General features: G+C 54.5%; 18 protein-coding genes and 1 pseudogene. 7 read left to right on the forward strand and 12 right to left on the reverse strand.

What is annotated here, in order from left to right; all coding sequences use genetic code 11:
• Positions 1–199 precede the first annotated feature (199 nt).
• The 7 genes from SH661x_RS14165 to SH661x_RS14195 form a co-directional block, all read right to left on the reverse strand.
• A complete protein-coding gene (locus tag SH661x_RS14165; RefSeq protein ID WP_437222554.1) occupies positions 200–1,354 on the reverse strand; it encodes a 3-keto-disaccharide hydrolase in 1,155 nt (384 codons plus the stop codon).
• Between the two features lie 158 nt (positions 1,355–1,512).
• On the reverse strand, positions 1,513–2,967 hold the full coding sequence (locus SH661x_RS14170) for an alkaline phosphatase D family protein (RefSeq protein ID WP_437222557.1): 1,455 nt from the start codon (positions 2,965–2,967) through the stop codon (positions 1,513–1,515).
• 761 nt (positions 2,968–3,728) lie between these two features.
• Positions 3,729–4,706, reverse strand: a complete 978-nt coding sequence (locus tag SH661x_RS14175; protein ID WP_437222559.1) for a DUF1559 family PulG-like putative transporter — start codon at positions 4,704–4,706, stop codon at positions 3,729–3,731.
• A 76-nt stretch (positions 4,707–4,782) separates the two neighbouring features.
• The gene (locus SH661x_RS14180) at positions 4,783–6,288 is read right to left on the reverse strand and encodes a hypothetical protein (RefSeq protein WP_437222561.1); all 1,506 of its coding nucleotides are present in this window, start codon (positions 6,286–6,288) and stop codon (positions 4,783–4,785) included.
• Between the two features lie 6 nt (positions 6,289–6,294).
• Entirely contained in the window at positions 6,295–6,900 is a 606-nt protein-coding gene (locus SH661x_RS14185; protein ID WP_437222563.1) for a sigma-70 family RNA polymerase sigma factor, read from the reverse strand.
• A gap of 427 nt (positions 6,901–7,327) precedes the next feature.
• Entirely contained in the window at positions 7,328–7,834 is a 507-nt protein-coding gene (locus SH661x_RS14190; protein WP_437231205.1) for an IS5 family transposase, read from the reverse strand.
• Positions 7,720–8,214 (reverse strand): transposase, encoded by a 495-nt coding sequence (locus SH661x_RS14195; protein ID WP_437222566.1) that lies wholly within the window; start codon positions 8,212–8,214, stop codon positions 7,720–7,722. Before SH661x_RS14195 ends, SH661x_RS14190 begins: the two co-directional genes overlap by 115 nt.
• An 85-nt stretch (positions 8,215–8,299) precedes the next feature.
• Between SH661x_RS14195 and SH661x_RS14200 the strand changes: the two genes are divergently transcribed.
• Complete coding sequence (locus SH661x_RS14200) at positions 8,300–9,160, forward strand: IS5 family transposase (RefSeq protein ID WP_437222568.1); 861 nt, start codon at positions 8,300–8,302, stop codon at positions 9,158–9,160.
• Between the two features lie 332 nt (positions 9,161–9,492).
• Here the strand turns inward: SH661x_RS14200 and SH661x_RS14205 are convergent, their stop codons facing one another.
• The 4 genes and pseudogenes from SH661x_RS14205 to SH661x_RS14220 all read right to left on the reverse strand — a co-directional run.
• Positions 9,493–9,879: an IS5 family transposase gene (locus SH661x_RS14205; RefSeq protein ID WP_437222570.1), complete on the reverse strand. Its 387-nt coding sequence runs from the start codon at positions 9,877–9,879 to the stop codon at positions 9,493–9,495.
• A gap of 8 nt (positions 9,880–9,887) precedes the next feature.
• Positions 9,888–10,283, reverse strand: a complete 396-nt coding sequence (locus SH661x_RS14210) for an IS5 family transposase (protein WP_437222573.1) — start codon at positions 10,281–10,283, stop codon at positions 9,888–9,890.
• Positions 10,284–10,368: 85 nt separating this feature from the next.
• The gene (locus SH661x_RS14215) at positions 10,369–10,911 is read right to left on the reverse strand and encodes an IS5 family transposase (protein WP_437222575.1); all 543 of its coding nucleotides are present in this window, start codon (positions 10,909–10,911) and stop codon (positions 10,369–10,371) included.
• Between the two features lie 11 nt (positions 10,912–10,922).
• Positions 10,923–11,177, reverse strand: a pseudogene (locus SH661x_RS14220) (transposase); the annotation flags it as partial.
• Positions 11,178–11,373: 196 nt separating this feature from the next.
• Here SH661x_RS14220 and SH661x_RS14225 point away from each other — a divergent pair.
• The 6 genes from SH661x_RS14225 (at position 11,374) to SH661x_RS14250 (ending at position 17,193) form a co-directional block, all read left to right on the forward strand.
• A complete protein-coding gene (locus SH661x_RS14225) occupies positions 11,374–11,667 on the forward strand; it encodes a hypothetical protein (RefSeq protein ID WP_437222577.1) in 294 nt (97 codons plus the stop codon).
• Between the two features lie 1,727 nt (positions 11,668–13,394).
• Positions 13,395–13,895 carry a hypothetical protein gene (locus tag SH661x_RS14230; RefSeq protein ID WP_437222579.1) on the forward strand — a complete coding sequence of 167 codons (501 nt, stop codon included), beginning with the start codon at positions 13,395–13,397 and terminating at the stop codon, positions 13,893–13,895.
• 16 nt (positions 13,896–13,911) lie between these two features.
• Complete coding sequence (gene hxsD / locus SH661x_RS14235) at positions 13,912–14,271, forward strand: His-Xaa-Ser system protein HxsD (RefSeq protein ID WP_437222582.1); 360 nt, start codon at positions 13,912–13,914, stop codon at positions 14,269–14,271.
• A 27-nt stretch (positions 14,272–14,298) separates the two neighbouring features.
• Positions 14,299–15,774 (forward strand): His-Xaa-Ser system radical SAM maturase HxsB, encoded by a 1,476-nt coding sequence (gene hxsB, locus SH661x_RS14240; RefSeq protein WP_437222584.1) that lies wholly within the window; start codon positions 14,299–14,301, stop codon positions 15,772–15,774.
• A gap of 10 nt (positions 15,775–15,784) precedes the next feature.
• Complete coding sequence (gene hxsC / locus SH661x_RS14245) at positions 15,785–16,966, forward strand: His-Xaa-Ser system radical SAM maturase HxsC (protein ID WP_437222586.1); 1,182 nt, start codon at positions 15,785–15,787, stop codon at positions 16,964–16,966.
• An 11-nt stretch (positions 16,967–16,977) separates the two neighbouring features.
• A complete protein-coding gene (locus SH661x_RS14250; RefSeq protein ID WP_437222589.1) occupies positions 16,978–17,193 on the forward strand; it encodes a DUF350 domain-containing protein in 216 nt (71 codons plus the stop codon).
• 312 nt (positions 17,194–17,505) lie between these two features.
• Here SH661x_RS14250 and SH661x_RS14255 read toward each other — a convergent pair whose 3' ends face one another.
• Positions 17,506–19,386 carry a DUF4132 domain-containing protein gene (locus tag SH661x_RS14255; RefSeq protein ID WP_437231206.1) on the reverse strand — a complete coding sequence of 627 codons (1,881 nt, stop codon included), beginning with the start codon at positions 19,384–19,386 and terminating at the stop codon, positions 17,506–17,508.
• Positions 19,387–19,391 lie beyond the last annotated feature (5 nt).

Here is a 19,391-nt window from a genome sequence, read left to right on the forward strand (position 1 = left end):
GATCAGATTTTTACATCGTCACCCGAGGAGCATCGACAACCAGTTCGGCATCCGCGTTGGCCTGAAGGTCCGGGAGAAATTTCGGTTGTGGTCCATATTGGTGGAAAGGAGCGTTGAGGGTAGTCCACGAACGAATAGATAGATATCCACCCTGCCAGGATCACAACCGGCAACGAAGCCACGTGTGTCGGCGTCAGCTTTATGGGCACCGGCCACCTATCGAATCAGAAACTGAGGGGTCTACGCTGAGAACTCCCCGCATTGCGTAAGAATTCAAAGGCGTCGGAGGCCCGGACAACGGCAGATGGACCCAATTGTTCGAGCCCATCGTATCTGGTGTTTTCGGAATCAGCCAGATATTCCGATATTGCACCGGGTTGGAATGATCCTGCAGCTTGGTCGGCAGCGGCTGAGGGCCTTCAGCAATGCCTCCTCCGGTCTTATTGGGGATGAGAGCATGGTCATGCACAAGCACTCCGTTCTGCCAGATAGTGATCTGCATGTCTGAGACCTTTTGGCCCGCCGAATCGAACTTCGGCATGGTGAAGTCAATGTCGTAGGTCTGCCAGGCCAGTGGCGGAAAGCACATGTTCACGTCTGGACGCTTGGTTCTGTAGATCGAACCGCATTCATTCTCGATCCCTGCGCGTCCGAACGAATCCAGCACCTGTACCTCGTACCGCCCCTGCAGATAGAATCCGCTGTTACCCCGATCCTGTCCACGGCCTTTGGGTTTGAAGGGCAGCTGAAATTCCGCATGCAGTCGCATGTCCCCGAACGCTTGTGAGGTCTGTGTTCCTTCCCGGAGCAAACCATCTTTCGTGATTTTGGGATTCACAAATTGCTCGGTCGGCCCTCCGGAAAACAAGATGATTGCCCCCTGAGGCGGGATCGCCCCCATCGTGGGACTGACGCGTTCGACTTTTTGTAAGTCGCCCGAACGCGACCCTTCTTTGGAAAAGATCGCTGCGGTCTTGCCGTCCACTTCGATCCTGTAATCCGAGCCGAAGAGCCGCACGATGTCTCCGACGGATTTTCCTGTATATTCGAAACGTTGTTTGCCGGACCAGCCCGCTCCAGGGAGTCCGCCGTAATACTTGCTCGCTACGAAATTCCCGTCTCCGAGCGCAACGACCTGCAGGCCAACCGAACGGCTGCTGCGATCCGAACCTAATGACCGCTGCCAGCCCCGGTACTCTCCTTGCAGCTCATAGTCGGGGCCAGCTTCGTCCGCGTTCAGATAAGCAGGGGGAGGTGTCGGTTTGCTGTTGTTTTGTGCCTGAACGGGAAGCGAGGTAGCGGCCAGTGCCAGCGCCACGGAGAGATAATGAATCTGATTTCTTGAAACGCTCACGATAGGTCAGTCATCGTCTGGAATGAGACTCTAAAAGGTAAATCCCTCACCGAGACTTAAGAATACGCCCACCGCGAGATGTTGAGTGGTGCGAAATATGCGGAATTTGTTCATCGAACAGTTCTTTTGAGTTCGCAGCATCATACTGTGTCTATTTGCTATACCCTCGGCGTCTGGTAGTGGTGCAATACCTCGCCCAGCTCATGATGGAATTTGAAGGTGATCGTTGCTGGCTGAGATGGCATCGCCGGTAAGACCTGAACGTTGAGAAAACCTCCCTTGGCTTCCCGCTGCAGGAATTTCTGCTTGATCAAACCCTCGGGATCAGTACTCCCTGGTTGGCCTGCGAGGATGCCGGGAACAGCATTGGCTTCATGCAACGCCCCGACTGAAAACTCCTGAAATCCGGATGGATGGATCGCGTGGTACTGCCAGTGCCGGTCGCCACACACGAGAAAAAGTTCTTCGGGGGAGAAGTCATTCTCTTTTAACCATGCGAAGAATTCTTCTCTTTCGTGATGAAACCCCCGCAGGTTCGTGTGATTGTCCCGTTTACTGTTGCGATCCGGGCCAACGAGCGGGGTCGGTGAGATAATTATTTTGAAGGCCGCGTCACTCTCTTTAAGAGTCTGCTGCAGCCACGCGTATTGCGTCTCTCCCCACAGGGACTTCATGGCGGAATCATCGGTGTTGTTGGCGGTGCGATAGTCGCGGCCTTCCACCAGCCAGATCTGTAAATCCCTGGAAATGCGATGAGTGCGGTACGTGTTTCCTTCGTCTCCGACCGGCAGAATCGGAACCTGCTCACGGAAAATTGCATGCCCCAATTCCACCGACGGTTCACGGCCCACCGTCAGATCGGAATCATCGTAGCGAAAATCGTGGTCATCCTTTTCCCAATAGACTGGAACATCCTGCAGCAGTTCCACAAACCGCGGCATCACGAACTGCTCGTGCCACTTCTTGCGCAGCTCATCGGGTGTCTTAGCGGGAGTCTTTATCGGATGGTCGTAGTAGACATTGTCACCGGTCGCGACGATGAAGTCGGGATGCAAAGAATGAATCACTTCCAGTGCCGGGTAGCCGAGTTTCGAATCTTTGTGCTTTGTCCGATGGAAAAAGGCGTAGTTCATGCAGGACCAGACAACAAAATCGACCGGCACCGATTCGGCTTCCCCTGGGAGTGTTGTAAACGACCCGATCGGCCCCAGCTGCGATTGATCGCGGTGCGGACCATACTGAGGCCGATAATAATACTTCGTTCCTGGCTGCAAATCCGAGATTTCGCTCCTGACGACGTAATCGCGGTCAGCAACCGCCTCGATCCAGTCTGTCCATCTTGAATCCCGAAAGTCCTCGTGCCGGGAAATTTCAAATCGGGCAACCCCGTCCGCTCCCGGCACATCGCCATCGACCGGTCCCGTACTGGCTGTCAGCCGGGTTTGCAGGAGCGCAGCATGAGCGGTTGGCTCGCCAATCCACTGGCCTTGCGCGAGAGAGAGTGTCGTTTTCGTGCCAGCGGCCCGCGTTCGCTTGATGACGAACGGCACGGCGCACAGCCCGGCAAGCAAATATTGCAATCCAGAGAGAAACGTTCGTCGGTTGTAGGGCATCGATCAACCTCAATTCCTAGATCATGATGAATTACGTCGTTGTCGGAAAAAACATTCCCGTCACGTCAATCAGACTTTCTCCCGGAGACGGACCAGAAGGGGTTTAACATAGACTGCGGAAAGAACGCAGAGAGAGACACGATTGATCGCTAGAGAACACACGCAGCTGGACAACCATTGTCAATTTCTCTCTGCGATCTCCACGTTCAAGAGTTACCCCGCAGTGCCTGAAGATGATCTTCGGTCAGGGGCTCAGCTCAAACACAAAATGGTTCGCTCCAGAATCCTCTGAAACGGTAGCAGTGAGGCCGCTGGTACTGGGGTGACCATACCTCGCGGGGATGAGCGATTTACGAATCCTGTCAAGCTCCACCTGACTCATTGTTTCAAGTTCAGTGGGGCTGATCGGGCGGGAATCTTTGGCTGCGAACGCGGCCAGCCGATGTTGACCCGCAACGGCGCCGTGTCTCCCTTGAGTCATTAAGGTGAACCTTCCATTTTCATCAGTCATTCCCATGGAAGCTGGGCCGGGCTCTTCCGGCAGGAAAGTCACGCTCGCATCGGGCAGCGGCTTCCCGTTGAAAATGAGCTCTCCAGTCACCGGAAATAACCTCGCCTCTGAGGACCCTCCGCAACCGCTACAAGCTGCGAAAAGGACGGCACTTAAAACCAACATCCTTCGCCGACAGGCAAGCATCATCGATTCACCTCCAGAACATGACAATCGTCAATCTACTGCACTTCAGCATGGGATCGCTTCATTAAAATTGTCCCAGCACTTTTCCGTCTGCTTTTGCCCCCAGTGACTGATACGTTTCATAGTCGATATTCTGATTAATAAAATGAACGGATCCGTCCACAAGCAGAAAATGACCTCCTCCAATGTGGGCGGAACGAAATGCACGCTCGTAAGTGAGAGCAGATGTCGGAACTGTGCAACTTGGATTGCTTACTGGACCACTGGGGCAGGTCGACTTGTCATTCAGCGGAACGATTGTCGACACCACGCCGCAAGTTGAACCGTTACTCCAATAGGTTCCTGATCGACCGTTCTGGTTCACGCACTCAGGGAGTATTTCACCAACCTGAAACGTGTTCGAAGATCCGTCCGTCGCATCACGCATCCGGTGAGAGAGGCACCCCATGGCGAACATGCCCGAAACTAGAGTCAGGGACTGCGCTCGATCGGCATCTCCGGCGGGTTGCTCCCGAAGGTCATTCCATGAGTTGCAGGCCGTCGTGGAAGAATTCACTCGCTGTGAACCCATGGACCCACCATAGCTGATCTGGTGCAGAAGCTGAGCTGTATTGTTGCTGTTCGGAACGAATTGAGGACTCGGGTCGCTCGGGCAACGGTAGAGGCCAATTACACGGCTCGAGGCATACGAACCATCGGCCAGTCGTGCAGAACGCAGGTCTTTACTAAAGTCCAATTGATTATAAACAGCGGATTGCTCAATGTACGGCAAAAGACGGACCGGCCAGACTACTCTCGGTAGTGAGTCTCCATTTTTGTCAGTTCCGTTGATGGGAAACACACTGTAGGCATCGTGGTAATTATGTAATGCAAGACCAATTTGTTTGAGATTGTTTTTGCACTGCGATCGACGAGCTGCTTCACGAGCCTGCTGTACCGCTGGCAGCAGCAGTGCAATGAGAACTGCTATGATGGCGATCACAACCAACAGTTCAATCAAAGTAAATGCGGCTTTTGAACATCTGGACTTATTTCCCTGCATGGCTTTACTCCCTAAAGAGAACTCAACAAAAAATGGCCACGCCGCAACACGCGGCGATAACGAGTCGCATCACAATTCATAATGAATCCGCTGAGACCAGCACGCGGAAATAGTCATCATTGGTACGTACGGTCAGTCGAAATCGAAGTGTGCGTCCATCTTCACTCAGTTGGAGAAGATCGTCATCCTTTCCTCCCACTGTTTCGACTGTGTCATAGGATTCGACGACTTGATCGTTCCGAACGATGCGGGCGATCTGTGACATCTCTGCCGCCTGAGTCACAACAGCGAGCGCTGGTCGTGCAAAGCGGATCTCTCCTTCCACTGACTTCAGTTCTCCTGAAGTTTTCCCAGTCGCTACAAGATAGCTGTCGAACGGCTGGCCCGCAGAGAGTGAGAATGTCCTCGGAGCCGTAGTCGTGGCCAGTTTCTTGTCGTCTTCAAGATGAGTCGATAAAAGAGAATTAAACTTCAATAGCTGGCCTGCTGAGACGCCGGTTCCCTCCAGCACAAGGTGGATTCCGTTAGATTCTTCATTCTCGACTTGCCAGGCAGATGTGGGAAGGTGTGCATGAAACACAACCTTCGGAGAGATCATTTCAATTCCATAGAGATAGGCGGCAGGTCGGGCGAACAACCGGGGCATGAAGGGAATTGGCCCGATCACGGAGGTTGAGGTCGCGACTCGAACTGCATTTCCTTCATTCACGGAAACGGTATCTGATCCCGCCGTCTTTCTGGCTGCGACAGAGCCCCTCATAACATGTAACTCCGCATCTCCCTCGACATTCACGTCCACACCAAATTCAGTACCCAGGTCGATCAATTCCCCGCCCGGAGTCCTGACCTTAAATCCGGAAGCCTCACGCGGTACCCGACACATCATTGTCCCTGCAGCAAACTCGCAGGAATTCGTTGAGGTAATCGAGATCTGGGGATGTGGAACTGCCTCTGAGCTGGCGAGATAGCATCTCGCGCCGGAAGCGAAACGAATGATCAAATGATCGCCGGTCAGTTCCAGCCGATCCCCCGGCCAGATCCCATTCGATTCCAATGCTGCGGTGCGGACTGCAGCATTTTCATTTTCATCTCCGAGCGCCAGTGCTTCTCCGCTTTCGATCCATGCTGCAGCCGGCGGCATCCAGCTCTCCACCAAACGTTCTTTCTCTCCGAGGACGGGCGTCGTCTCTTGTGGCCGTAAGCCGATGGGCACTTCCTCTAAAGTCTTCTGCTCCAATTCCTTGGCAACTTTCGGAGCCTCCTGAAGTGAGACAATCCCAATCGCGAGTGCAATCACGACGCACGCGCTCATCGTCAGGGCAGCGATCGTCGAACTCATGAACCAACGCAGGAGACCTGGCCCAGAATCGGCTTCGAGCACGGCTTGGCGTACATTGCCCTGATGTCCGACTGCACGCAAGATCTCGCTGAAGAGATCCAGATATTCAATGTAGATGAGCCTAGCTTGATCATCATGACGTAAAATCTCATGCAAACGGTCGGCGTCCGCAGGCACGATCCGCTCATCCAGGTAATCGTCAATCAGATCCAGCAGCTCATCTCGGCTGGCAGCGGTACTCATCTTGAACTACTCCAAACCAAGGGACTTATTGACGCAGTCAAATAGACCGCGACGAATTCGTCGTAGTTTCTTGTACAGCGAATTTGGGCGGCGTTTGAGATGGTCAGCTGTCGCATCAATTGTTGTCCCCGTCCCGTAACAAACGTGCAGCAATTCCTGATCGCTTGCAGACAACTTCTGCAGACAGTCTTGCAAAGCATTCTTTCGCAGTTCGAGCAATTCTTCGGCGCCGGTATGAACACTGGCCATTTGACTGATCAAGGCGTCACCCCACGACAAAGATTGTGGGCGACGCAGGCGATGAAAGTTGCGCACTAGATTGACGGCAATGCGACGCGACCACCGCATAAAACTCAGATTCGAGCTTTCCGAGGAAAGATCGAACTCACCCGATTTCCGCCACAGCAGCAGGCAACACTCCTGCATCAGGTCATCGGCAGCATGAACATTGCCAACCAATGAAAGAATGAAGCGATACAGCGAGTTGTAATTCGAAGTGACCAGGCAGACGAACTGCTCGCGTTGCCGGTCATCACTCGATTCTTCTGGCATGGCATCACTGGAAGCATCGCCCCGAAACGCAGCTTCTAATTCTGGACGGACGCTCGACATCTTCCACGGCCTTCAAGTACTGAAAACTTGATAGTGACGGCCGACGTGTTTCCTGCTCAATCCACCCATCTTCAGATGTGTGACGACGGAGAATGCCGACTGTCTACCTTACTAATGTGTCCGGGGTGCGGAATTGGCCTCGAAATTTTGGGAAATTTTACCATTACAATTGAATTCGAAGACGTATGACAAACTCGGACGTCTCCATCCGACTTAAAGCAGTTGATCTAAACACTCTAGCCAGAATCACTTCTGCGAAGTAGGACGATGCAACGTCGTCATTTTTCGTCATTGTGCGGATTGAACAGCCGTCAAAACTGATCGTCTGTCGAAAGAAATTTCAGCCGGAATCGTCGCGTTAGGACGCCTACGCGCTGGTCGGTTGTCCAGTGACTGGTGAATTCATCCTTCCGGTTTACAGGCAGTTTCAAAACCACTTAATGATGGTGAATAGACATCCCAGTTGAACAAAACCTTCGAATAGATGGTCATAGTATTCGTAGCGCACTGTCAGTCTTCTGCAGTTGAACAGCCAGCTGATCGTGCGCTCGACTTTGAATCGTTTCCAGTACCTCCGCAAAGGCCGGCCATCCTGGGTCGCTGGCTTCTTTCTCCCTCGGCGATGCGGACAGATCAGCTCAATCTGACGATTCGCCAGATTGCTCCGCAGCCAGTCCGCATCGGCTGCTTTGTCAGACAACAACCGTTGGGCTCTCTTCCCCAACAGGCAGGTGTCGACCAGGGTTTCCACCGTGTTGACCTCCGCATGGTTGGCCGATGTGATGAACGCCGAAAGCGGAATCCCTTCGCCATCCACCATCAGCATGATCTTGGTTCCTTTGCCTTTCTTGGTCTTGCCAACGGCTTCACCCCCTTTTTTGCCGGGGCAAACGTGCCATCGGCCATCGCTTCTTCCCAGTTGATCCCCTGGAATTCATCCAATTCACAGAGCAATCGGCTCCAGGCTGTCAGCCAGATGCCCGCCTCTGTCCACTCCCACAACCGTCGCCAGCATGTTGCAGGACTGGGATACCACTCTGGTAAATCTTTCCAACGAGCCCCTGTTTGCAAGACCCATAAAATCCCTTCCAGGCACTCCCGGGGGAGCACTCTGGGGCGACCACCCGCACCGGTGATGGGCGGATGCGGGAACAGGTCTGCGATCAGAAACCATTGGCAGTCATCAAGAAAAGGTGGCGGTGCCGTCCTGGAACCTGTCGTATTCTGCCGGCGTACTGTCGGCCACTTCGACAGGGAAATGATCATGTGTGTCTCCTTCTGACACACATGGTATGCAACTTGCCTGCCAATCATTTCAACGACTTACATGATTTGAAACTGCCTTGCCTTGTTGAAAAGTGTTCTTGAAGTTTGAATTTGGATGCGCTACAAGCCGTCTATGAGTCAGTCATCACGGACAAACATTCTGCTAGAAGTCACCTCCCTCTCGTTGCGGATCGCCCGCAAGTATGTGGCCCCGTATTCGCATCGCAACAGCCCTCAGAAGTTCACGCAGGAGCAACTCCTCACGTGCCTGATTCTGAGGGCTTACCTCAAAACCACGTACCGGGGATTGATCGAGTTCCTCGAAGTTTCCGAGGCTGTCCGCAAACGCCTGGGGCTGGACATGCTGCCGCATTATTCGACACTCAAGAAGTTCGCCGATCGCTCCAGCGTACTCGAGATCGTGGACGTGATGCTGCATGAACTGGTGCAGAAGTTTGCGCTGGATGCAGAAGAAGCCGCCATCGATTCCACCGGCATGGAGACGACTGCGGCCAGTGCTCACTTTCAGTCTCGGAGTGGGAAAAAGCGGACGAAATACGTGAAACTCTCGGTCTGCGTGCTGGTCGGATCGCTGATTCCCAGTGGACTGGCGGTGAGCTGGGGACCGGGGAACGACAAGTCGGAAGTCCCCGACGTGCTCGCCAAAGCCGCCACCAGTTCCCAGCCGAAGACTCTCTTCGCTGATGCCGGTTACGATGCCGAATGGGTGCATGAGTTCTGCCGGGAGGACTGGCAGGTGGAGAGCGTGATCAAGCCCGCAGTGCATCGCACGGATGGAGGGATGAATGGGAAGTACCGTTCACAAATGACCCAGGAGAAGTTAAAGGCAAAGGGGTCTGGGAAGCGGTGGCTGGTGGAATCGTACATGAGTGGCCTCAAGCGAACGACCGGATCAGCGCTGACTTCCCGTAATGACCGCAGCCTGTTCGTAGAAGCTGCCCTCCGGGTACTGGCCTACGCCCTCCGGCGTTAGCCGGGAACCCGCAAACTAACGACCTTTCAACAGAGCAAAACTGCCTGTAGTCTCCCCGAACTCACACGATCTCTTCACATGTAAAGCAAGCGACACGAAGGAAATCACACAGAAGCGGGGAGGGCTGTCCTGAACGCCGTGTCGCCGTACACATAAGGATCCGAACAGATTGTTGAATTGGCAGGACATTAAATTTTCGAGATGTGATCAGCATCGTCTCTGGAAAGCTGCGGCCACTGGTCCTGACGGGCAAACTTGTATTTCGGAGGGTGGTCCCCGACCTAGGAGATTCAGGCGAGCACCAGCGAAAGGCGACTAGGCGGTATGGACATTCAAAAGTTGTTTGTGAGGAATGCTGCCAGCCAGAGAAAGCCTGCAAAATTGCGGGCTTTCTTTTCATAGCGGGTCGCCACTCGGCGGCATCGTTTCAATCGACAGAAGAACCGTTCAATCACGTTGCGGTGTTTGTACCGATCTTTGCTGTATCGCTTTTTCTGCTTCCGGCGAGGGTTCGGACGGATGCAGGCTTTCGCCTTCAGCTTCCCGATCTGCTCACGAAGGGCGTTGCTGTCGTAGGCGGCATCCGCCACCACGTGGCCGATTGTCCCTGGGAGCATCTGATTCAAAAGCTCCCTCCCCTGCGGGGCATCACCACGCTGACCCGCAGTCAGAATCAACCGGACCAGCGATGTTCCGCTCCGATCCAAGGCAGCATGCATCTTCGTCGTCAATCCTCCCCGACTTCTCCCCAGGCATCTTCGGGCGTGGGCATCTTCTTTTTTTCATTTCTCTGACGTCGGCCTGTCGAGGCCACCGGATGAGCTTTGATACTGCTGGAATCCAGGTGGAGTTCCGTGAGATCCGGATCGGACAAGGCTTTGGAAAGCTTCTCCCAGACTCCCTTGGCACTCCATCGATCGAAACGTCTCCAGATCGAATTCCAGTTGCCGAAGCGTTCCGGCAAGTCGGCCCAAGGAATCCCCGTCTTCAGGACAAACACCACCGCATCCACAAACAAACGGTTGTCCACTCCTGTTCGTCCCGGATCCCCTGGTTTGCCAGGCAACAGGTCTTTGATCTTCTCCCACTGTGCATCCGTCAATTCATGACGATGTCGACTCATCTTCAGCTCCTTCTGAATGAATCCACATCCTCCAAATTCTCCCCCTCCAACGCTAGATGAATGTCCATACCGCCTAGAGCGCCTTTCATAACCGTCGGAGTGTGATAAGAGCACAGGCCAGGTGGATCCATCCGGAGTAGCGAAGCATTGTTGTTTCGTAGCGGATGATTGTTCTACGGAAATTGTGCAGCCAGCTGTGAGTTCGCTCGACCGTATAGCGACGCTTGTACTTCCGAACCGACCGACCATCCTGTGTCGGCTTCCGCTTGCGGCCTTTGCGATGAGGGCAGACCAGCTCAGTTCCACGCTTCTCCATCAGCCGTTTTCTGAGCGGATCGCTGTCAGCAGCCTTGTCGTACAATAGGTGGTCTGGTGCTTTGCCGGGAATTTGCATGTTGTCCAGCAGCGGCTCGATCAGCTTCACTTCGCTTTTGTTTGCCGCTGCGAAGTAGACTCCCAGGGGAGTTCCCTCGGAATCAACGATGTCGACCACTTTGCAGCCTTTACCGCACTTGGTCTTCCCGACTTGGTCCCCCCTTTTTTGGCCCGGACGAACCAGGCATCCGCAGCCGCTTCTTTCCAATCGATCCCCTGCAGGTCTTCCAGTTCCATCAACAACGAATACCACAGCCCCTCAAAAATGCCCCAGCGAGTCCATTCATCGAAACGCCGCCAACAGGTGCTCGGGGAAGGGAAGCATTTTGGTAATTTCTCCCATTGGCAGCCTGTCAAAAGTACAAACAGAATCCCCTCCAGGCAGGCTCGTTGCGAGTGGGGAGGCCGTCCTCCCTTGGGCTGCGAGAGCGGTTCCGGGATCAGATGCTTGATGCGATCCCATTGTGCGTCCGAGAGATACGTGTTCCCAACCAGATCAATCTTCCGTGTACACGGCATGAGCGAAACTCCTTTCGCTCAAACCGGTACGCAACTCGCTTGCCAAGCAGGGTTATGCAAGGCCCTCTAGTTCATCAAACACGAGCCCGTCATCTTTCTTCTCCACTTTGATATCGATGAAAGAGTATTTGCGATTGGGAGCGGAATTTCCCAGTGTGGGATATTCCCAACTCTTTTCTCACAGGAGAACCGCGTCATGCTCTTTCTTGGTATTGATCAACACGCCCGTCAATTGACTGTCTCACTTCGCGACCAGCAGGGGGATGGCATCCTCGCTCGTCAGGTGTCTACTCAGCCGGAGAAGGTCCTGGAGTTCTTCGACCAGCTGACGCGGCGGTGTGCTCAGCGCGACGAAGCGTTCATTGCCGTGGTTGAAGTCTGCGGTTTCAATGACTGGTTGATCCGCATGCTGCGGGGACGCCTCAGTGAAAACGATCACTCCAACTCATGCTTCCGAGGCAGCCTCTCCTCGGATTTCGTCTTCACATGAATCCAGCTGGCAACTTTCTCTCGGAGTTCTCGGATCGATTTCTCAGAACTGGACGTCGAATGGACGTTCCCGTGCTCGTCAGCAGAGAGAGTTACTCCTGAACTCCAAATCTTGACCTCCTGAATCTGAGAGAGCAGGCAGGTATATCGCTGCCGATCTGTGAACGCGTCCGGAGTCGTTACCTCTGTGGTGCGAGCGGTAAAGCTGACCATCACTTCACCCGCCTGAGCGTCGACGACATCGAGCGTTCCATGCCTATTGTCCTTTGAGATCAGCCCCCAATTCAGTCGCTGAATCGGGGAAGTGGAAAGCAGCCCTGCAATCCACTCTCTGGGGAGCCTGTCCTGTGCACCATTTTGCCGCGCCAGAGAAAGAAACCGTCCAGGGTCGAATTCCTTCGAGTTGTCTCGGTGAGGATAGACATGCAATAAATACCGCGACGGCGGAACGGCCTGTTTCATCGCGCCGTTTGTGGTCGGTACAAGTGTCAGAATTCGCAGCAGAGCTCTGAGCAGCAGTGGATTATTCACCGACCCCGTGGTTCGGGCGCTAAACATCTGAACTTCGACCCAGTTCTGCTGGGACTGGCCAGCTTCGAGGAGTCCGCGTTCATCGCTTCCAAGTCGAGTCAGGTCCAAGAACAGGTCGCTTCGAAAATAGCGAAGTGATTTTGAGTCGCTTCCTGTCCAAGCTGCCTCCCGGAACGGCCGTTGGAACTGAAGGCATCGCAGTGGATATGCAATTCCTCGCTCCTGCATCGCTTGCATCAGAGCCAAGCTGAATACGCCGACGGCGCCACTTTGATAGTTGTCCTCCGGGCAACCGGACGTTGCCAGAATTTCCGGCAGAATTTGGAGAGCCCGCTCAAGTAGCATGTTTCAATCCCAGCAACTGAGGAGAAAATTTGGTTTCGCAGATCGTAGAAACTTGGCCCATTTGACGAAACTCCGCCAATCTCTGCCGGATTGCGTTGCTCTTCATCAGCGAAAACTCGGCCGTCTAGTGACGGCTGGCTCAATCTGAACACACGGAATTCTATTTCCGGAATTAGAATCCTGTCTGCCAATCGGACGAAACACTCGGCAACGCTCCCGATCTTAGGGTCGGTGCTACCGCTTGCCATCTGATCGTGTGCGACGGGAAACTGATCCACTCCAGAGCCGCTCAAAGCGGAATTTCGACTTCATTTCTTTCCATCCACAACGCAGGTCAGTTAGCCCATTCCAAGGTCAGAGCATGTCGAGGCAGCAATTTGGTTCGCTTTGGATTTTCATACCAGAAGCGAGGCAGATTCGCTCACTTTACCGAAACAGTCCTGTGGGACTATTATCTCGGAGACATCAACAGGGGACAGTACGGGCCGTGCTATGAATAAGAACGAGTTCTTTCCAGGTGGATGGCGTCAATTTGCCCTGCGGGTCGGAACTGTGGCTGCCGCAGCGCTCTCGCTCCTGAACCACTCGCAGGCCAGTGTCAGTGAAATTGGCCCCTTGAAAGAAATCCTGGATCACTCCATCTCCAGTGCATCCGAAATCATTTTCAAGTCGGACTCTTCCAACACTGCTGCGCCTCTGATTCTGACTCCATCGCATGGAAACTCACAGTTGCTGGCCAAGGGGCATCGGTCTCACTCATCGCACCGGTCCCATAGTTCTCACCGGTCCCATGTCTCCTCCAGCATCGGATCCAGCCGGGGATTTTCCTCCGATCCCTCCAGTGGCTCTCGAATGTTTTCTGGCAGTGAAGATCGGGAACCGTCTCCGCCACCGAAGAAGTCAAAGCCGTACGTTCCCAAGAAGTCGGGATCGACATTTCAGCCGTTGATCTCTTCCAAGGATCAGGATGATCGGCTGGAACGGTCTTTGACGTCTGAAGTTGAGGAGGACACCATCCACCCGGTTGAGCCACAACCGCAGCAGAACATCATCACGCCTCCACGGCAGGTGGTAACGCGTCCGAAAGACGAACCGGTGGCGACTCCTGTCGACATGACCCATCCGGAGTTTCGCTTCGAGCTGCTAAACATCGCCGCGGTCGATGATGTCGTCCGAGCGATCCTGAAGGATCATGATTTCAACAAGAACATTGTTGTCGAGAAGGGGATGAAATTCAGCGGATATCAGGTGATCGAGCTGGATAGCCAGAAGAAAGTCGTGCGGATTCAGGGACCGGACGGCACCGTCACGGACCTGACAAGAAAACCTCATGGGCAGTCTCAGAAGAAGTAGGAGTCAATTCGCTTCGATGAGCTCCCACATGATGACACTCAGCTTCGACCTGTCCTGCTACCGATTGACGGCGATTCAAAAGGCTTGCTATCGCCTCAGTGATCGAGCCACTTTCGACATTGCAATCAGCGATGGGAACTGCCAGGTCCATCTCAACACTGCAACGCCGGAAGAGGGCGACCATGTGGTGACTCTCCTCAAGCGGGAAGTCCTTGACCAGGAACTCCGGGAAGTGGTCGCGGCAGAAACCGGTCGCGTGTGTGATCTGCTGCTGGCGCAGGCCTTTTCGCCTGTGTCATTGCTGGATCAGAGGGGAGAAACGGCAGATTTTCGGGATGATCCACTCGGAATCGGAACCCCCGATTTCCCCCAGTAGCCGCAGACGACTTTCATCGGGCCAAAGATGCAGTTCCTTCCAATCCTCAACGACCGTTTCACTCCAGAAACGCATTATCGCACCGGGCGTTCCGCCGCCTATTCGTTGTTGCCATTCCGATTCATTCGTTTGGACTCTGAGCGCTATGTGGTGACAAACTTTGTCGGGGAGCACTTCGTTCTGCCGGAGCGACGCTTGCAGGAGTTCATTCGACACCAGCTGCCTCAGAACTGCCCGGAATATGATGAGCTGAAAGCAAAACATTTTCTGGTGGATGGCGACTCCACCGTGGCGCTGGATCTGCTGTCTGTTAAATACCGCACGAAACAGGCGTTTCTGTCGAACTGCACCGGACTGTTTCTGTTCATCGTTTCCTTACGATGTGATCACAGTTGCCCGTATTGTCAGGTGTCCCGGCAGTCCACGGATAAGAACGCGTTCGACATGAGTCCGGAATCCGCCGAAAAGGCGATCGAGTTCATGTTCCAGTCTCCCTCGCCCACGCTCAAGGTCGAGTTTCAGGGAGGGGAGCCCCTGCTGAATTTTGAGTTGATCCGAGCCATCGTGGAACGAGTCAATGCTCGAAACCAACACGAAGGCCGGCAGATTCAGTATGTGATCACCTCGAATCTCGTCTACCTCACGGACGAGATCCTGGAGTTTGCCAAGCTCCACGAAATTGACTTTTCGACGAGCCTGGATGGTCCAGAAGGACTGCACAACCGGAACCGCCCCAGACCGGGTGCCAACAGCTATCAACTCACCATGGATGGGATTCGCCGGATCCGGGAGTCGTTGGGAGCAGACCGTGTGGCGGCACTCATGACGACGACGGAGGCGAGTCTCTCACAGGTCCGGGAGATCATTGATGAGTACGTCGCTTTGGAATTCGACTCCATTTTTCTCAGACCGCTGAGCCCTTACGGCTTTGCCGTCAAAACGGGTATGGCCAGTCGCTACCAGACGGACCAATGGCTGGAATTCTATCACCAGGGGCTGGCGCATCTTCTGGAATGGAACCGACGAGGCATTCCGATTCGGGAAGAGTATGCGAGCCTGATCCTCAGAAAAATGCTCACTCCCTATCCGACGGGGTATGTCGACCTGCAATCCCCCTCCGGGATCGGAATCAGTGTGCTGGCCTTCAATTACAACGGCGACATCTACGCCTCTGATGAGGGACGCATGCTGGCGGAAACGGGTGATCAAACGTTTCGACTCGGGAACCTGCATGAGCAATCGTTCGATGAGGTACTGTCTACGGAACGCTTCGTCGAGATGATTCGAGCCACGATGGCGGAGGCGATGCCGATGTGCAGCGATTGTGGATTCCTGCCGTATTGCGGGAGCGATCCCGTTTACCACCACGCCACGCAAGGTGACCTCGTGGGGTTCAAGCCAACGAGCGGGTTCTGCCAGAAGAACATGGGCATCTTCCGGCAGTTGATTCAGCTTCTAGAGGATGATCCTTCCGCAGCGGCCATTCTGAGATCATGGATTTAGGAACCGTTCTATGATCCATCTCAATGCCCACTTTCGCGACTTGTGGGACGAAGATCCGTTCGTCGTCCGCATCACTTCCGCAGCAGCCACTCCAGAAGATGCGTTGCTGCTGGATGCTTTCAACGCGGACGAGCAGGGGAGTCCGCGTCTCTGTCTGCAGAAGACTCCCGACAGCGGCCAAGTTCGATCTGGAATGAGAACGATTCTGCTTCCGGCTCGGTTGGATCATCTTTCACCGGGAGATGTTATTCGGGTCAATCCCCGTGCCGGGGAAATCTGGGTCATGTATCGTCGGAATGCGAACACGAATTCGATGCTCTTGACCGAACAATGCAATTCCAACTGCATCATGTGTTCCCAGCCACCCAAACGGGGGGATGACCGGTTCCTGGCAAGAGCCTATCTGGAAGCAATCCCGCTGATGTCTCCGGAAACCCCAGAAATCGGGGTTACCGGCGGTGAGCCGACTCTGCTGGGGGACCTTCTGTTCGAAATCCTGCGAAAATGCAAGGACCACCTTCCCCAGACGGCGGTTCATCTGCTTTCGAATGGAAGAATGTTCAACTATGTCTCACTCTGCCAGGAATTTGAGAGATTGGAGCATCCCGACTTGATGATCGGGATTCCGCTCTACTCAGACATCGCGCACAAACACGACTTCGTGGTCCAGGCCCAAGGAGCCTTTGACCAGACGCTGCGAGGAATCATGAACCTGCAGCGCTGCGGTCAGCGCGTGGAAGTCAGAGTTGTGTTGCATCGAGAAACGATCAAACGGCTGCCTCAACTGGCCCGATTCATCGCTCGAAATCTCCCGTTTGTCGAGCATGTCGCGCTGATGGGGCTGGAAAACATGGGCTATGTGCGGATGAATCTGGAGGCCCTCTGGATCGACCCCTCGGATTACCAGCCGGAACTCATGGAGGCAGTCCAGATACTGGACCAGGCAGGCATGGTCGTGTCCATCTACAACCATCAGCTTTGTCTACTCAACCAGGAACTGTGGCCCTTTGCACGCCAAAGCATTTCCGACTGGAAAAACGAGTATATGGAGTGCTGTCAGCACTGTGCGGCACAGGCACTGTGCGGTGGCTTCTTTGCCTCGTCTAGGATCAAGATGAGCGACCGGATTCGGCCGCTCTCCGTCGAAGACATACCGGATCACCTCAGAACTGTCTCTGACCCAACAACTTGAAAGATACGACTATGTGGGAATCGTTGCTGCATTCTGTCCTGTTTGCCACGACGTTTGGAATCATTGGAATCATCCTTTCGTTCATCGGCTACAAACTCTTCGACATCGTGGAGACGCGGATTGATTTTGTGGAGGAGATCAAGAAGGGAAACATGGCCGCAGCATCGGTCATAGCGGCGTTCCTGATTGGCATCTGTTTCATCATCGGCAGGACTTTGGGAAGTTAGCCACTGCGCAGACATCGAACTCCAGAGCGTTTCTGTTTGTGTTCAAGGACAGGGAGTTCCAAAATCATTTTAGTTGGTGAACAGGCATGCTAGTTGAGCGAAATATTTCATGAGGTCGTCACGCTTTTCGTGACGCACTGGCAGCCTATCCGCACGATCGCGCCGAAGTGATCAACGCCAAGAGTGGAAGGCCTTCCATCGCCATCAGCATGCTCTTGTTCCCTTTGCCCTTCTTGGTCTTCCCGACTTCGTTATCCTCTTTTTGACAGGGGCGAACGTGCCATCGGCCATCTGATCGCACATTTGATCGGGCTATGCTCGCAGTTGTTCCAAAATAGAGGGATCCTGAATTTCCTGATCGCGGGCGAGAAGCAGGACTTTCGAAAGGACCTCGGCGGAACGGGGATCATCGTCGGCAAACGGGAGGAACAGGCGGCCGCGGTGCTGGGCGTGTACCGGCACAATACAAACCGATCCTCCCGGCAGACGATGGACGCTGCCGCTTCCCAGATGGACGCTGTACTGCGACAAGCTGCCGTCCACCAGCACCTGGTTCGCTTTGATCCGGATGTTCTTCAGGCCCATCAGCTGCGCGGTTTCCTTGACCAGGCTGGCCCGCATCTCCACGGTGCTGGCACTTGCTTCGGGATCGACTCCTCCCCGGTGGGCAACACTGACCACCAGATCGCAGTCCCGCATCACTTCGCTGAAAACGCGGCGCGGCACGTCCTTTAGTAATAATTCCGAAACCTGCTCATTTTTCCGTTGAGAGAAGCGAATGGAATCGAAAGTCAGACCTTCGACTTCCAATGGAGTCGTGATGCCGTGGTTGAAATCGACGAGGGCGGTCAGTCCGAGGTCATGAAAGGTTTTAAAGACACCGTCTCCGGTGTTCCAGCCGCGATTCCCCCAGAGAGCGTAGGCCTGCTGGGGATTGACTTGTTGGCCGGCATACCGATGCGAAGCATCCCGATCTGCCCGCTCCTGTTTGGTCAGGACATATAACTCGCGAAAGACCTGTTTGAATGGTTGAATCCGCTCCGCCTGAAAACAGTCTCGCTGCCAGTCCGCCCAGTTTTTCGCCAGAAACAAGTCGTCCGGATGAGCGATCCGCAGCAGTTCCCCCTTCTTGACCGGCTCGAGTTTTCCGGAGAAATCACGCAGTGCTTTTCCTTGATGGTCGGGGTATCCCAGAATTCCGTCTCCCACCAGGACCAGTCGTTGGAGGAGTGGAGCAACAAGCGGGTGAGTCATCAGGGAGATGAGTTCCTGGTTGCTGAACGTGTCACCGCGACACATGCACTGCTCCAGGGCAGCACGAAGCCGGGAGGCCTTGCGCTTGATGTCTTTGGATCGTTCGAACAGTTCGGCAATCTTCGGATCCTTCTTGATCGCGGCGGGAACGGACTTCAGTGGTTTCTCTCCACGGGCGAATGAGAGCACCGGTTGAGAGGCTTCGTTCAATTCCAGCGTGACGCTGACCCCCTCTTTGGTCGCGGTCACCGGTCCTTGGGAGAGATCCTTCAACTCCTCGGCGCCCAGCGCCCATTCCAATCGGATCGGATCGGCATAACCGGCTGTCGCGGCAAGATTTTTCAGGCCCGTGTCGAGAGCCTGCATTGCCTGCGGTTTGGTGAGTCGGCTCAATCCGCGGGCGTATCGCTGGTAAGCCTGCAGAATGTGGAATCGACGCTTCAGTTCCGCATCGCGTTTGGCTCCACTGGGAAGGGGATAGAGCCCCAGCAGGCGGACGTTGTCTTTGAGCTGCCGCTGTTCGATTCCGGCGATCAGTCCTTTTAAGTCCGCTTTCCCCAGCAGGACATCGGCAATGGACTGGGCTTTTCTCGCCTGTGCGGGATTTGAAGCGAATCGTGCCGCCAGGGCGAGCTCCTGCCAGCGTTTGGGCCCCAGCATGTCATAAACACGATGAAACCACGCCACGTCGACAGCTCCGGCTTCTCGATCCGAGAGCGATAATGGCGTTCGTTCCACAATCAGACGCTGCCACGGAGTCAGGCGGGGTGTGGGCGGAGTTGCCGGGGTTGTTTCGGGATCGGTTTCTTCCGCAGCGTCAGCATTGGAGGAATCCGAATCATCGTTGACGGCAGAGGCATCCACCTCGGGGGCTTCATCGACAATTCCGGCTCCTTCCGCAGCCTTCTCTCCCACGTTCGATCCCCACAGAAACGACATGTGTG

The organism is Planctomicrobium stercoris, assembly GCF_051465655.1.
Classification (GTDB): domain Bacteria; phylum Planctomycetota; class Planctomycetia; order Planctomycetales; family Planctomycetaceae; genus Planctomicrobium.

Coding starts and splice junctions, on each gene's coding strand:
- SH661x_RS14170 (WP_437222557.1), bottom strand. CDS start 2,967: ATGCCCTACAACCGACGAACGTTTCTCTCTGGATTGCAATATTTGCTT.
- SH661x_RS14175 (WP_437222559.1), bottom strand. CDS start 4,706: ATGCAGGGAAATAAGTCCAGATGTTCAAAAGCCGCATTTACTTTGATT.
- SH661x_RS14180 (WP_437222561.1), bottom strand. CDS start 6,288: ATGAGTACCGCTGCCAGCCGAGATGAGCTGCTGGATCTGATTGACGAT.
- SH661x_RS14185 (WP_437222563.1), bottom strand. CDS start 6,900: ATGTCGAGCGTCCGTCCAGAATTAGAAGCTGCGTTTCGGGGCGATGCT.
- SH661x_RS14195 (WP_437222566.1), bottom strand. CDS start 8,214: ATGATTGGCAGGCAAGTTGCATACCATGTGTGTCAGAAGGAGACACAC.
- SH661x_RS14200 (WP_437222568.1), top strand. CDS start 8,300: ATGAGTCAGTCATCACGGACAAACATTCTGCTAGAAGTCACCTCCCTC.
- SH661x_RS14205 (WP_437222570.1), bottom strand. CDS start 9,879: ATGCATGCTGCCTTGGATCGGAGCGGAACATCGCTGGTCCGGTTGATT.
- SH661x_RS14210 (WP_437222573.1), bottom strand. CDS start 10,283: ATGAGTCGACATCGTCATGAATTGACGGATGCACAGTGGGAGAAGATC.
- SH661x_RS14225 (WP_437222577.1), top strand. CDS start 11,374: ATGCTCTTTCTTGGTATTGATCAACACGCCCGTCAATTGACTGTCTCA.
- SH661x_RS14230 (WP_437222579.1), top strand. CDS start 13,395: ATGTTTTCTGGCAGTGAAGATCGGGAACCGTCTCCGCCACCGAAGAAG.
- hxsD (WP_437222582.1), top strand. CDS start 13,912: ATGAGCTCCCACATGATGACACTCAGCTTCGACCTGTCCTGCTACCGA.
- hxsB (WP_437222584.1), top strand. CDS start 14,299: ATGCAGTTCCTTCCAATCCTCAACGACCGTTTCACTCCAGAAACGCAT.
- hxsC (WP_437222586.1), top strand. CDS start 15,785: ATGATCCATCTCAATGCCCACTTTCGCGACTTGTGGGACGAAGATCCG.
- SH661x_RS14250 (WP_437222589.1), top strand. CDS start 16,978: ATGTGGGAATCGTTGCTGCATTCTGTCCTGTTTGCCACGACGTTTGGA.
- SH661x_RS14255 (WP_437231206.1), bottom strand. CDS start 19,386: ATGTCGTTTCTGTGGGGATCGAACGTGGGAGAGAAGGCTGCGGAAGGA.